The organism is Acidovorax cavernicola (assembly GCF_003581445.1).
This window is the reverse complement of record NZ_QXMN01000002.1, coordinates 1-13,270: the sequence shown is the minus strand read 5'-3', so window position 1 is coordinate 13,270 and position 13,270 is coordinate 1. Positions and strand designations below refer to the sequence as shown.

Sequence of the window (13,270 nt, the reverse complement as noted above, 5' to 3'; positions counted from 1 at the left end):
TCTGTGAGCCTGCCTTATGGAAACAAACTATTTTTTGGTTCGCGCCTTATGCGGATAAGCTTATTCACCAGCATCCATGCGGGTTGCGAGGCGGTTGGTTGCTTATTCCGGATAAGGCGCGGACGCCGGCGCGGGGTCGCCGGACCGGTGGATTCTAGGAACCCGGGGGGCGCGGTGCAGGCGGGCGCGGGGGCGCCTGCGGTGCCGGCTATCTCAGCTTGAAATCGAAACTCAGGGTCTGCGGCGAGCTCAGCAGCTGCCGGGCGACCTTGTCGGCCTGATGCTGCGCATTGAGCCATTCCCGGGCCAGCCTGGCTTCCGAGCGGTTCAGCTTCTCGATGCCGTGGCGCAGTTCCTTCGACCAGGCCTCGAAGCAGCGGACAACCCGCACCGGATCGCCGATCTGCTCTTCGATCCGCAGCCGGTAGATGTCGGCGGCCACCATGACATCCTTCAAGGTGAAGTTCTGGCCTTTCACGTGGACCACGTAGGGGACCACAAAGGGAGTTGTCCTGGCGAGATCGCTCATGCCTTCATCCGTGCCTCAAGTCGCTGCCTGCGTCGCAGGTTAGCGCCGGAGATACAAATGAAACTGAGCGTTTCTGAGCGCCGGGCCGGCGCAGACTCAGCGCCGGATGAGCGCCTGGGCGTGGAAGCGATAGCCGGCGTTGCGCGCCGTGTTGATCGGCAGCACCAGGCCCGTGGCCTCGCTGACCTTGCGCCGCAGGCGGCGGATCTGGGTGTCGAGGCGGCGCTGGTCGTAGCTCAGGTAGTGCTCGCCCAGGGCCTGCACGATCTGCTGGCGGCTGGCGATCTCGCCGGCGCTGCGCATCAGTTCGTGGAGCACCGTGAGGTCCTGTTCCGACAGTGCAATGGGGGCGAAGCCCGGCGGTGACAGCCGGCGCGGGCCCAGCTCCAGCACCCAGGTGTCGGCCGGCACCGCCGCGGGCGAATCGCCCAGGCGCCGCGACAACGCCGTCAGCGTGGCCGCCAGTTCATCGAGGTCGGTGGTCTTCGACAGGTAGTAGTCCGCGCCGATGTCCAGCCCCGTCACGCGGTCGCGGGCGCCGCCGCGCGCCGTCAACACGACGATGCCCAGGCGCTCGCCGCGTTCGCGCAGCTCGCGGATCAGCGACAGGCCATCGCCGTCGGGCAATCCCAGGTCCACCAGCGCGATGCCGTGGCGGGCCGGGTCGTAAGTGCGCCGGAAGCCTTCGAGTGACGCCTCGGCATCGACCCGGTAGCCGCTGCCGGCCAGGAACTCGCTCAACTCTTCGCGCAGCACGGCTTCATCTTCCAACAGGATCACATCACGCATGGGAACAGGGTAGGGGCTGGCGGCCGGGGGAATCTGAGCGTTTCTAAGCACTGCGAAGGGCGCAACAATTTTAGGTGCGGCATCGATAATCCGCGCCCATGAAACGCCTTGCTCGGTGCCTGTGGCTGTGCGGTTGTCTTGCCGTGCTGGGCCTCTTCCTTTCCACCGCGGCCAGGGCCGGCGTGCTTCGGCTCGATCCGCTCGCGAGCGTCGACAGCCACGGCCAGTTGTCCATCCTGCGCGACCCCGAAGGCCGCCTGAGCGCCGACGAAGCCGCTGCGGCGCCGGGTTGGAAGGCCGTGCCCGGCGCCGTGAACGCGGGGTTCACCCACGACGCCGTGTGGATCCGGCTCCAGGTGCAGCGCCCCGCCGGCGTGCCGCAGCAACGCTGGCTGGCGCAGTTCAGGAATGCGCTGCTCGACGACGTGCGGCTGTACCGCCAGGACGAGGCCGGCCGCTGGCACCTCGCCGTGCATTCGGGCGAAGACATCGGCCGCGAGAACTGGCCCATCGACGCGCGTAACGTGCAGCTGCCGCTGACCCTGGAGAGCACCGCGCCCACGCCGCTGCTGCTGCGCCTGCAGTCCCGCAACGCCATGTCGACCACCATCGGCTTCGCCGCGCCCGAGGTCTACGCGGGCACCGCGCGGCGCGAGTACCTCTTCTACGGCCTGGGCTTCGGCTTCGGCCTGATGCTGCTCGCCTTCCACACGCTGTTCTGGCAGATGACGCGCGAGCGATTGAGCGCCTGGTACCTGGTCTATGTCGCGAACGCGCTGCTGGTCGAGTTCCTGTCGGCGGGGCTGCCGCAGCAGCTGTTCGCGATGCCCGCGCGGCTGTCCGACATGTTGCTCAGCCTGTCCATCTGCGCCGGCGTGGCGATCGGCATCCGCTTCGCCATCATGCAGCTGGGGGCCGACCTGCAGTGGCCGCGCTTTTGCCGCGTGGTGGTGCGGGTGGTCGGCCTGGTGAGCGCCGTGTCGGTGGCGCTGGTGCTGGGCGGCGCCAACGGCCTGGGCATGCAGGCGGTGCAGGGGACGGCGATGCTGTGCATCGTGGGCCTGATCGGCGGCGCGCTGTGGCTGCTGCCGCGCGACCAGGGCCAGGCGCGGGCCTTCCTTGTCATCTTCGGCATCTACTACGCGGGCGTGATGGTGAGCTTCCTGCGCAACCAGGGCTGGCTGCCGGCCGGTGCGTGGACCGACAACGCAACGGCGGTGGGCACGCTGCTGCACCTGCTGCTGATGAGCATGCGGCTGAACCGCCGCTACGACCAGCTGCGCCGCGAGAAGGAAGCCGCGCAGGCGCGACTGGTGCATGTGATCGGGCGCCAGAACGACCGGCTCGAAGAGGAGGTGCGCCGGCGCACGGCCGACCTGCGCGGCGAGATCGAGCAGCGCCAGCGCCTGGAGGTCGACCTGCGCGCGGCGCTGGAGACCGAGCGCCGCGCCAAGCAGTCGCAGGTGGACTTCGTCGCGATGGTGTCGCACGAATTCCGCACGCCGCTGGCCATCATCCACACCACCGCGCAGCAGATCGCCAAGAACCTCGACGCGGCGCGTGAGAAGACCCTGTCGCGCTGCAAGAACCTGCGCGCCGCCGCGCAGCGCATGACCGCGCTGGTGGACGAATACCTCACCGCCGACCGCATGGAAGCCGGCCAGACGCCGTTTCAGCCGCGTGCCTGCGAGCGCGAAGAACTGCTGGAGCTGTTCGAAGACCTCGTGGCCGACTGGCCCGACGGTCGCGTGGTGTGGCACGAAGGGCAACTGCCGCAGCAACTGGTGTGCGACCCCGGCCTGCTGCGCGTGGCGCTGCGCAACCTGCTGGCCAACGCCGACCGCCACACGCCGGCGGGCCAGGCCATCGTGCTGGACGTGGTGCCGGCCCAAGTGGGCGAGGTGGGTGGGGCCGATGGCGCAGGTGGAGTGGATGGCCTGAACATCCGCGTGAGCAACCCCGGCGACGCGATCCCGCACGACGAGGTGGCGCGGCTGTTCGAGAAGTACTTTCGCGGCCGTCAGGCGGCGCGCTCACCGGGCGCCGGGCTGGGGCTGTACCTGGTGCACCAGATTGCCGAACTGCATCGCGGCGAAGCCCGGCTCGAAAGCGACGGGCAGGATGGGCACATGCGTTTCAGTCTCGCACTGCCCTGAAAAGCTGGCGCCTCAGCGCAGCATCGCCGACATCGCCGAGCAGCAGTTCAGCATGCGCACGGCCGACTCCACCGTGTCAGCGGTGAAGCGCAGCGTGACACCGTCGACGCGCTCGAAGCTCGGCCACTGGCAGAACAGGTCGGCCATCATCGGCGACTGGGTGCGCAGCGTGACCACCTGCGGGCCCTTGAAGACCAGGGGACGTGCTGCACCTCGCGCGGCCAGCGCCTCGATCATGCCGGCACGGATCGCCTGGCGCGATTGCTCCGGCGAGAGCGACACGCCGCTGTTGAAACCGGTCGCCTTCTTGGTCTGCACGAAGGTCGCATGCGGAAAGAGCGCCCGGTTCTCGGAGATGAACACGTCGTCGCCGCTGGCCATCACCACGGGCACACCGTACTCGCCGGCGAGCGCGCCGTAGATGCCGGCCTCGCCGAGTTCCTGGTCGCCCAGCCGGATGGCCGCAAAGGCGAAGCTGTTGATCGTGTGCGCAAGGATGCCGCGCCCCTGCGCGCGCGAGTGGTAGCCGACCATGCAGACCGCCTCCACGCCTTCTTCCTCTACGCCCGCCACCATGCTCAGGTAGCGCGGCTTGCCCTGCACCACGCGCGCACGCGCATCGAGCACGTCGGGCGGCATGTTGCGAAAGCCGCCGTGCGAGTCGTTCACCAGCACCTCGGTGGCACCCGCGTCGAAGGCGCCGGCGATCGCGGCGTTGGCCTCCTGCGCCATCAGCACGCGGGCGCGTTCGTATTCGGGGTTGCCCTGGCGTGCCTGCTCGTGGTGGTAGACGCCGGCAACGCCTTCGATGTCGGTGGAGATCAGGACTTTCATGAGCGTGGGTTTCAGACCTTTTCAGGCCAGAGGTGAAAGGGACGACGCCGGAAGCAGTTCGCCGAGCGCGGCGCGGTGGTTGCCGTCGCGGCCGGTGACGGGCGTGGCGCGCCACAGTGCATGAAGAATGGCCTGCTCGGTGCTGTCGGCCGCGGCCTGGAACAGTCCGTCGAGCAGGGCGTCGTGCAGCATCGCCACGGCCGGCATCGGCCGGTCGGCGCGGTCGGGCACGGTGTAGGCGGTGGAAAAGGCCAGCACGATGTCGCCGCTGCCGTGGCCGAAGACCGAGCCGGTGCGCGCCAGCCCCGCGCCTGCGCGCAGGGCCAGGCGGCGCAACTGTCGCGCGTCGAGCGGCGCATCGGTGGCGATGACGATGATGATCGAGCCCTTCTCGGGCTCACGCGGCTCCGCCGATGCCTGCAGGGCCGCGAGCCGTTCGCCCACTGCGTGACCGGCCAGCACCAGCTGCGGCTGACGCCCGTAGTTCGCCAGCACCAGCGCACCGACCGTGTACGGCGTGCCGTCGGTCACCGTGGTGCGACGCGATGCGCTGCCGATGCCGCCCTTCAGCTGGAAGCTCGACATGCCGCGCCCCGCGCCGACCGAGCCTTGTGCGAAGTCCGCATCGGTGCTGGCCAGCGCCTGCAGGTAGTCGGCCTCGGTCACGGCCAGCCGCTGGATGTCGTTGAGAAAACCGTCGTTGCACTCGAAGACCAGCGGGTTCACCGTGGGCAGCGCGCGGCCGGTCTCGGGGTTGGCGGCCACGCAGTCGCGGATCTGCGCCGTGGCGACGGTGCCGACCGAGAAGGTGTTGGTCAGCGCGATCGGCGTTTCCAGCACGCCGAGTTCGGCCAGCTGCACCAGTCCCACGCTCTTGCCGAAGCCGTTGAGCACCACGGCCGCGGCCGGCACCTTGTCGCGGAACGGGTCGCCGGCGTGGGGTCGGATCACCGTCACGCCGGTCTGCACCGGGCCGTCGGCCAGCGTGCGATGGCCGACCGTGACACCCGCGACGTCGGTGATGGCGTCGCGCATGCCCGTGGGCAGGGTGCCGATGAAGGGCAGGGAGGTCGTCGAGGCCATGGGGAAGAAAGAAGAACTTACTGCCGGTCGATCTTCGGATCGAGCGCGTCGCGCAGGGCGTCGCCCAGCAGGTTGAAGGCGAGCACCGTGAAGAAGATCGCCAGGCTGGGGAACAGCGCCACGTGCGGCGAGGTCACCATGTCGGCGCGTGCTTCGTTGAGCATCGCGCCCCACTCGGGCGTCGGCGGCTGCGCACCCATGCCCAGGAACGACAGGCTGGCCGCCGTGATGATCGAGGTGCCCACGCGCATCGAGAAGTACACGACGATCGACGAGATCGTGCCCGGCAGGATGTGCCGCACGATGATGGTCCAGTCCGACGCGCCGATGCTGCGCTCGGCCTCGATGTAGGTCTGCTGCTTGAGCACCAGCGTGTTGCCGCGCACGAGACGCGCGAAGGCCGGCACGCTGAACACCGACACGGCGACCACCACGTTGGTCATGCTGCTGCCCAGGATGGCGACCACGCCCAGCGCCAGCAGGATGCCGGGGAAGGCGAACAGCACGTCCGAGATGCGCATCACGATGCGGTCCCACCAGCCTTCGTAGTAGCCCGCCAGCAGGCCGAAGGCCGTGCCAATGATGCCGCCTACCAGCACCGACAGGAAGCCGGCCGCCAGCGAGATGCGTGTGCCCGCCAGGATACGGCTGAAGATGTCGCGCCCGAGCGGATCGACGCCGAACCAGTGCGTGGCCGAGGGGCCCGTGTTCAGCATGTCGTAGTCGAAGAAGTTCTCGGGATCGAAGGGCACGATCCAAGGCGCGAACACCGCGACGACCACCAGCAGCAGCACGAACAGCGCCGCGACGATGCCCACGGGCTGCTTCTTGAAACGGCGCCAGCATTCGCCCCAGGGCGTGCGGACCTTGCCCGCGGTTTGCACCACGGCCACAGGAGAAAGAGGAACGATGGATTCGGCAGACACGCCGGAAGCTTGCGTCATGGCTGCGTGCTCACTTGTAGCGAATGGTCGGGTTGATGTAGCCGTAGAGCACATCGACGATCAGGTTGATCAGGATGAATTCGAGCGAGAACAGCAGCACCAGCGTCTGGATGACGGGGTAGTCGCGCATCTGCACGGCATCGACCAGCAGGCGGCCCAGGCCCGGCCAGTTGAACACCGCTTCGACCAGGATCGAGCCGCCCAACAGGAAGCCGAACTGCAGGCCCATCATCGTGACGACCGGGATCAGCGCGTTGCGCAGGCAGTGCTTGATGATCACCGTGCGCTCGCGCACGCCCTTGGCGCGCGCGGTGCGCACGAAGTCTTCCTGGATCACCTCGACGAAGGAGGCGCGCGTGAAGCGGGCCATCACAGCGGCCACGGCTGCACCGAGCGTGATCGAGGGCAGGATATAGTGCTGCCAGGTCGCGGCGCCCACCGTGGGGAGCCAGCCAAGCTGGACCGAGAAGATCTGCATGAGCAGCATGCCCAATGCAAATGCAGGAAAGGAGATGCCCGACACCGCCAGCGTCATGCCGATGCGGTCGGGCCATTGGTTGCGGAACACCGCCGAGATGATCCCGATGCCCATGCCGAAAATCACCGCCCACACCATGCTGGTAATGGTGAGCATCACCGTCGGGAAGAAGCGCTCGGCAATCTCCGTCGACACGGGTCGCCGCGTGCGGATCGACGTGCCGAAGTCGCCTTGCACCATGTGGGTGAAGAAGCTCACGAACTGCTGGGGCAGCGGCTTGTCCAGCCCGAGCTCCGAGCGCACCATGGCCACGGTCTGCTCGTCGGCATCCTGGCCGGCAGCAAGGCGGGCCGGGTCGCCGGGCAGCATGTGGACGAACAGGAACACCAGCACTGCCACGATGAGCAGCGTGGGGATCAGGCCCAACAGTCGTTTGAGGAAGTAATTCAGCATGGGGTACGGTTGTCGCGAGCGGGTGGTGGCGCAGTGCCACCGCCCGTCGGACAGTCAGTCAGGAAACGAAGGAGCCGCGATCAGTTCGACACCGACATGGCGTCGATGTTGATGTTCGCGTCGGGCATCACGAACACACCGGACAGGCGCTTGGCGTGCGCCGACAGGTTCTGCTCCGTGACCAGCGGCACGCGCGGCAGGTCCTTGCGGATCTCGTCCTGCGCGGTCTTGTACAGCGCGGCCTTTTCCTTGTCGTCCACCGTCACGAGCGCCTTGGCGATGGCGGCGTCGACCACGTCGCTCTTGTAGAACGACATGTTGTTGAGCTTCGGTGCCCACGACTCGGAAGCGAACAGCGGACGCAGGCCCCAGTCGGCTTCACCGGTCGACGACGACCAGCCCGTGTAGTACATGCGGACCTTGGCCGTCTTCGGATCGGGCCAGGCATCGACCTGTTCGGTGCGCTGGCCCACTTCGAGCGCCTGCACCTGCAGCTTGATGCCGACCTGTGCGAGCTGCTGCTGCACGAACTGGATGGTCTTCTGGCTGGTCGTGTTGTTGTAGGCGCTCCACAGCACCGACTCGAAGCCGTTCGGGTAGCCGGCTTCGGCCAGCAGCGCCTTGGCCTTCTTCACGTCGTAGGGAATGGGCGCCATCTTCTCGGCGAACTTCACGCCCTGGGGCATCACGCCCTGCGCGGGGAAGGCATAGCCGCCGAAGGCCACCTTCGACAGCGCTTCCTTGTTGATGGCATAGCCGATGGCTTCGCGCACCTTCGGGTTGTCATACGGCTTTTGCAGCATGTTGAAGGCCAGGAAGCGCGTGATGATCGAGGGCGAGGCCACCACTTCGAGCTTGTCGCTCTTCTTCAGCAGCTCGGCCTGCTCGTAGGGAATCGGGAACGCGAAGTCGGCTTCGCCGGTCTGCAGCATCGCGGCGCGCGTGTTGTTCTCGAGCACCGGCTTCCATTGCAGGTTGTCGACCTTCGGGTAGCCCTTCTTCCAGTAGCCGTCGAACTTCTTGGCCTTCACGGCGTCGGTCTGCTTCCACTCGACGAATTCGAAGGGGCCGGTGCCCACGGGGTGGAAGGCGATGTCCTTGTTGCCCCACTTCTTCAGCGCGGTGGGCGAGATCATGGCGGCCGAGGCGTGGGCCAGCGAGTTGATGAAGGGGCCGAAGGGCTCCTTCAGCGTGATGCGCACGGTGGTCGGGTTCACCGCCTCGACCTTGCCGACGCGGTTGAACTGGTTGTAGCGCAGCAGCTTGTTGTCCTGGTTCAGCACGCGGTCCAGCGTGACCTTCACGGCTTCGGCGTTGAAGTCGGTGCCGTCGTGGAACTTGACGCCGCTGCGCAGCTTGATGGTGTAGACCAGGCCGTCCTTGGACACGTCGTAGCTCTCGGCGAGCACGTTCTGCACCTTCAGGTCCTTGTCGAACTGGAACAGGCCTTCATAGAAGGTCTTCGTCACGGCCGTGGTGATGGTCGTGTTGGTGTTGTACGGGTCCAGCGTTTCCGGCTGGTAGCCGATGGCCAGCACCACGTCTTTGGCAGCCAGTGCCGAGCCCGAGGCGGCCAGCGCGGCCAGGCCCAACAGTGCGGATGCCCATCGCAGGGAGGAAGAAGATTGCTTCATGGAAGAACTCCAGTCGGTTCGTGGAAAAAATGCAGGGGGCCTGCGGGGGAAAAAACGGTTCGGAATCAGAAGGCGCCGCCGATGGCATGCCGTGCGACGAAATGGCCGGGCGCGACCTGCACCAGCGGCGGCACATCGGGCTCGTCGCCCACGGCACGGATCGGGCTGGGAATCTCGCCCTCGAGCAGCGCGCGCGGCTTGTGGCGACGCGACGGGTCGGCCACCGGCACCGCGCTCATCAGCTTGCGGGTGTAGGCGTGCTGCGGGTCTTCGAACACCGCGCGGCGCGGGCCGATCTCGACGATCTGGCCCAGGTACATCACGGCCACGCGGTGGCTGATGCGCTCCACCACGGCCATGTCGTGCGAGATGAAGAGGAAGGCCACACCCAGCTCGCGCTGCAGGTCGAGCATGAGGTTGACGATCTGCGCCTGGATCGACACGTCGAGCGCCGACACCGATTCATCGGCCACCACCACCTTCGGGTTGAGCGCGAGGGCGCGCGCAATCGCGATGCGCTGGCGCTGGCCGCCCGAGAACTCGTGCGGATAGCGCTGTGCCACCTCGGGCGGCAGGCCGACCTTCTGCAGCAGCCAGTCGACGCGCTGCTGTGCTTCGGCGCCCTTGGCGATGCCGTGGATCAGCAGCGGCTCCATGATCGAGAAGCCCACCGTCACGCGCGGATCGAGCGAGGCGAACGGGTCCTGGAAGATGAACTGGATGTTGCGGCGCAGGGCCTGCAGCTCGCGCGTGGGCAGCTCGCGGATGTTCTTGCCGCCGAATTCGATCGCGCCGCTCTGGCTCTCGACCAGGCGCAGCAGCGAGCGACCGGTGGTCGACTTGCCGCAGCCCGATTCGCCGACCAGCGCCAGCGTTTCGCCGGGGTACAGGTCGAAGCTGATCTTTTCCACCGCATGCACGCGGCGCTTCACGCGGCCGAAGAGGCCGCTGCGCACGTCGAAGCGCGTCACGAGGTTGCGCACGCGCAGGATCGGACCGGCGTCTTCGCGCACGGTGGTCTGCGGCGTGGTGTGGGTGCAGGGCACGGTGTCGGTGCTGCCTTCGGTGCGCAGCAGGTCGAACTTGGCCGGAAGGTCGGTGCCCTGCATTGCGCCGAGCTTCGGCACGGCCGACAGCAGCGCCTTGGTGTACGGGTGCTGCGGCGAAGCGAACACGGTGTCGGAACTGCCGGCTTCGACCTTGTCGCCGCGGTACATCACGAGCACGCGGTCGGCAATTTCGGCCACCACGCCCATGTCGTGCGTGATGAAGAGCACGCCCATGCGCATCTCTTTCTGCAGCTCGCGGATGAGCTGGAGGATCTGCGCCTGGATCGTCACGTCGAGCGCGGTGGTGGGCTCGTCGGCAATCAGCAGCTGCGGTTTGCACGACAGCGCCATCGCGATCATCACGCGCTGGCGCATGCCGCCCGACAGCTGATGCGGGAAGCGGTCGAGCACGTTGCGCGCTTCGGGAATGCGCACGAGTTCGAGCATGCGCAGCGCCTCGGCGCGCGCGGCTGAATTGCTCTTGCCCTGGTGGATGCGGATGGCCTCGGCGATCTGGTCGCCAGCGGTGAACACCGGGTTCAGCGAGGTCATCGGTTCCTGGAAGATCATCGCGATGTCCGCGCCGCGGATGCCGCGCATCGTGGTGTCGCGCGCCTGGGCCAGGTCGAGCACCTCGCCGTTGCGACGGCGGAAGGTCATGCGGCCGTCGAGGATGCGCCCGCCGCCGTGCTCCACCAGCCGCATCAGCGCCAGCGATGTGACCGACTTGCCCGACCCCGATTCACCCACCACCGCGAGCGTTTCGCCGTGGTCGACGTGGAAGGAGAGCTTCTTGACGGCGTCCACGGTGCGCTCCGACGTCGAGAAGCGCACGGTGAGGTCGTCGACGGCGAGAACGCGGCCGTCCGGGAGATTGAGGGCAGGGGTGGACATGGGAATGCGAAGAAAAGAGGGCGCGTGCTGTCAGGCGAAGATGGCGGTGACCGGCGTTTCATCGCCGCGCGCGTGGCCGCGGTACATGCCTTCGGTGTTGAAGGCCAGGCTCAGGTTGCCGTGGCGGTCGACGGCGATCAGCCCGCCGGTGCCGCCGATGGCGGGCAGCGACTCGTGCACCACGGCATGCGTGGCCGCTTCGAGCGTGGCGCCGCCGTAGGCCATGCGCGCGCAGATGTCGTGGGCAGCCGCGACGCGGATGAACATTTCGCCGCTACCGGTGCACGAGATGGCGGCGGTGCGGTCGTCGGCGTAGGTGCCCGAGCCGATGAGCGGCGAATCGCCGACGCGGCCGACGCGCTTGTTGGTCATGCCACCGGTGGAGGTGGCGGCGGCCAGGTGGCCGTGCATGTCGAGCGCCACGGCGCCGACGGTGCCGAACTTCTTGTCTTCGTCCAGCGGCGGCTTGGTCATGGCGGCGCCTTCGTGGTCGGTGACCACGCGGCCGGTGTCGCGCACGCGGTACAGCTGCTGGCGGCGCGCATCGGTCGAGAAGAAGAAAGGCTCGACCATCTCCAGGCCGCGGTCGCGTGCGAAAGCCTCGGCGCCGGCACCGGCCAGCAGCACATGAGCACCGTCCTCCAGCACGGCGCGCGCTGCGCGCACCGGGCGACGCACATGGCTCACGCCGGCGATGGCGCCGGCCGCGAGCGTGGCGCCGTCCATCACGGCCGCGTCGAGCTCGTGCGTTTCTTCGTGCGTGAACACCGCGCCGTAGCCGGCATTGAAGAGCGGGCAGTCTTCGAGCATCTCGACCGCGAGGCAGGTGGCGTCGAGCGCGGACATGCCCTTGAGCAGCGCCGCCTGCGCGGTGCGCACGATGTTCTGCAGCGCGTCGTGGTACGCCTGCGCCTGCGCGGCGTCGGTCGTGGCCGCGCTGATGGTGCCGGCGCCGCCGTGGATGGCGATGACGGGGGTGACGTTCTTCATCGGGAAGCTTTCTTCTTTTTCTTGCCGGCGTCGGATGCGACGGCGGCAGGGAGGGAGGGCATGGAGACTTCGCCGCGTGCATGGCCCTGGCCCAGCCCGCCATGCAGCCACGGGCGCACCGCCTGCAGGATGCGGCCGGCCGATTGCGCTGCGCCGGGCGCACGCAGGGCGACCGCGCTGGTCAGTGCCTCGATCAGCGCGAGCACGCTGGTCTCGCAGTTGGGGCGGTAGCTGGTTTCGGTCTGGCAATACAGCACCACGTCGGCCAGCGGCGCGATCGGCGAGCTGGGGCGATCGGTCAGCGCGAGCACCGCGCAGCCCTGGCTGCGCGCGATCTGCGCCAGCGCCACCGTGTCGGTGAGGTAGCGCGGAAAAGTCAGGCCGATGAACAGGTCCTGCGGCCCCGAATGCATCAGCGTGCGCGCCGCGTGGGTGATGCCGCTCACGCTGGCGAGCATGCGCACGTCGTTGCACGAACCATCCAGGCCGTGCTGCAGCAGCCCCGCGAGCCAGGCGCTGGCGCCGAAACCGCCGATGTAGATCGAGCGCGCCTTCAGGATGCGCTGCACCGCGGCTTCGCAAGCGGCGTAATCGAGCGACTGGCGCGTGGCTTCGATGTTGCGGCGGCTCTCGTCGAGCGCCGTGGCGAACACCTCGGCGACCGTCGTCGGCCGCTCCAGGTTGCCGCGCAGCCGCTCGACCGGCGCCACCAGCGACTCGAAGCCGCGAACGAGTTCGGCGCGGAAGGCGGCGTAGCCGTCGAAGTCCAACGCCCGCGCGAAGCGGTTGGCCGTGGCGACCGACACGCCCGCCGCTGCCGCCAGCTCGTCGATGGGCAAGGTCGCGACCTGCAGCGGGTGCTCGAGCACGAAGTCGGCCACCTGCCGGTGCGAACGCGTCAGCCGCGGCAGCGCCTGCGCAATGCGCTGGGCCACGGTGGTGCCTGGGGTGTCGACGTTGGTGCTCATGGGGCGGGCGATGCACCTCGAAGGGTGCGCGTGATGAAAATGAATTTACAAATATATGACAGTTAAGAAAATTTTCTGTCATTTTCGAACGAGATTGCAAGTAGCGGGCCAGCCGCGAGGGGCTTTGGCGGGGGTGGGAAGACGTGTGTTTCCCTTGTGGAGCGGCGTCTGCGGGGCCGCTGGGGCACAACGTTCAGGGATTACCCTGATGTTGTCTTTTCATCCCTTGGGCGGGATGGGCGGAAGGTCGGGACGTTGAAAACGAACGAATTAAGCGCAATCACCGCATCGCATGGCGAGATTGACGGCCTTGTAGCCAGCCCCGAGTATCCCGTGCGGTGCGATCGGCACCGGGGAACGAGGAACCACGACATGAGACAGGAATGGCTTCGCCGCGCGCTCGCGGTGATGGGTAGCGTTGTGCTGATCGCGGCTGTGTCCGCATGCGGCGGTGGGGGCGGAGGAGGCG

General features: G+C 67.6%; 11 protein-coding genes. 1 reads left to right on the top strand and 10 read right to left on the bottom strand.

Features of this window, described 5'->3' with window-relative positions:
* Positions 1–208 precede the first annotated feature (208 nt).
* Both D3H34_RS02860 and D3H34_RS02855 read right to left on the bottom strand, forming a co-directional pair.
* Positions 209–529: a hypothetical protein gene (locus D3H34_RS02860; protein ID WP_147400366.1), complete on the bottom strand. Its 321-nt coding sequence runs from the start codon at positions 527–529 to the stop codon at positions 209–211.
* A gap of 96 nt (positions 530–625) precedes the next feature.
* Positions 626–1,318, bottom strand: coding sequence for a response regulator transcription factor (locus D3H34_RS02855; protein WP_119551952.1), 693 nt, complete (start codon positions 1,316–1,318; stop codon positions 626–628).
* Between the two features lie 98 nt (positions 1,319–1,416).
* On the opposite strand from D3H34_RS02855, the gene D3H34_RS02850 reads away from it, so the two are divergent.
* A complete protein-coding gene (locus tag D3H34_RS02850) occupies positions 1,417–3,474 on the top strand; it encodes a sensor histidine kinase (RefSeq protein WP_119551951.1) in 2,058 nt (685 codons plus the stop codon).
* 12 nt (positions 3,475–3,486) lie between these two features.
* Here D3H34_RS02850 and D3H34_RS02845 read toward each other — a convergent pair whose 3' ends face one another.
* The 8 genes from D3H34_RS02845 to D3H34_RS02810 all read right to left on the bottom strand — a co-directional run bounded on the left by D3H34_RS02845 (position 3,487) and on the right by D3H34_RS02810 (position 12,801).
* Entirely contained in the window at positions 3,487–4,308 is an 822-nt protein-coding gene (locus D3H34_RS02845) for a M55 family metallopeptidase (protein ID WP_119551950.1), read from the bottom strand.
* Positions 4,309–4,329: 21 nt separating this feature from the next.
* The gene (locus D3H34_RS02840; RefSeq protein WP_119551949.1) at positions 4,330–5,391 is read right to left on the bottom strand and encodes a DmpA family aminopeptidase; all 1,062 of its coding nucleotides are present in this window, start codon (positions 5,389–5,391) and stop codon (positions 4,330–4,332) included.
* Positions 5,392–5,408: 17 nt separating this feature from the next.
* Positions 5,409–6,335 (bottom strand): glutathione ABC transporter permease GsiD, encoded by a 927-nt coding sequence (gsiD, locus tag D3H34_RS02835; RefSeq protein WP_119551948.1) that lies wholly within the window; start codon positions 6,333–6,335, stop codon positions 5,409–5,411.
* 10 nt (positions 6,336–6,345) lie between these two features.
* The gene (gene gsiC / locus D3H34_RS02830) at positions 6,346–7,266 is read right to left on the bottom strand and encodes a glutathione ABC transporter permease GsiC (RefSeq protein ID WP_119551947.1); all 921 of its coding nucleotides are present in this window, start codon (positions 7,264–7,266) and stop codon (positions 6,346–6,348) included.
* An 80-nt stretch (positions 7,267–7,346) separates the two neighbouring features.
* Complete coding sequence (gene gsiB, locus D3H34_RS02825) at positions 7,347–8,900, bottom strand: glutathione ABC transporter substrate-binding protein GsiB (RefSeq protein WP_095745486.1); 1,554 nt, start codon at positions 8,898–8,900, stop codon at positions 7,347–7,349.
* Positions 8,901–8,965: 65 nt separating this feature from the next.
* Positions 8,966–10,843, bottom strand: coding sequence for a dipeptide ABC transporter ATP-binding protein (locus D3H34_RS02820; protein WP_119551946.1), 1,878 nt, complete (start codon positions 10,841–10,843; stop codon positions 8,966–8,968).
* Positions 10,844–10,873: 30 nt separating this feature from the next.
* Positions 10,874–11,833, bottom strand: a complete 960-nt coding sequence (locus D3H34_RS02815; protein ID WP_119551945.1) for an isoaspartyl peptidase/L-asparaginase family protein — start codon at positions 11,831–11,833, stop codon at positions 10,874–10,876.
* On the bottom strand, positions 11,830–12,801 hold the full coding sequence (locus tag D3H34_RS02810) for a MurR/RpiR family transcriptional regulator (protein ID WP_119551944.1): 972 nt from the start codon (positions 12,799–12,801) through the stop codon (positions 11,830–11,832). The genes D3H34_RS02815 and D3H34_RS02810 overlap by 4 nt, the downstream gene beginning before the upstream one ends.
* Between the last annotated feature and the right edge of the window lie 469 nt (positions 12,802–13,270).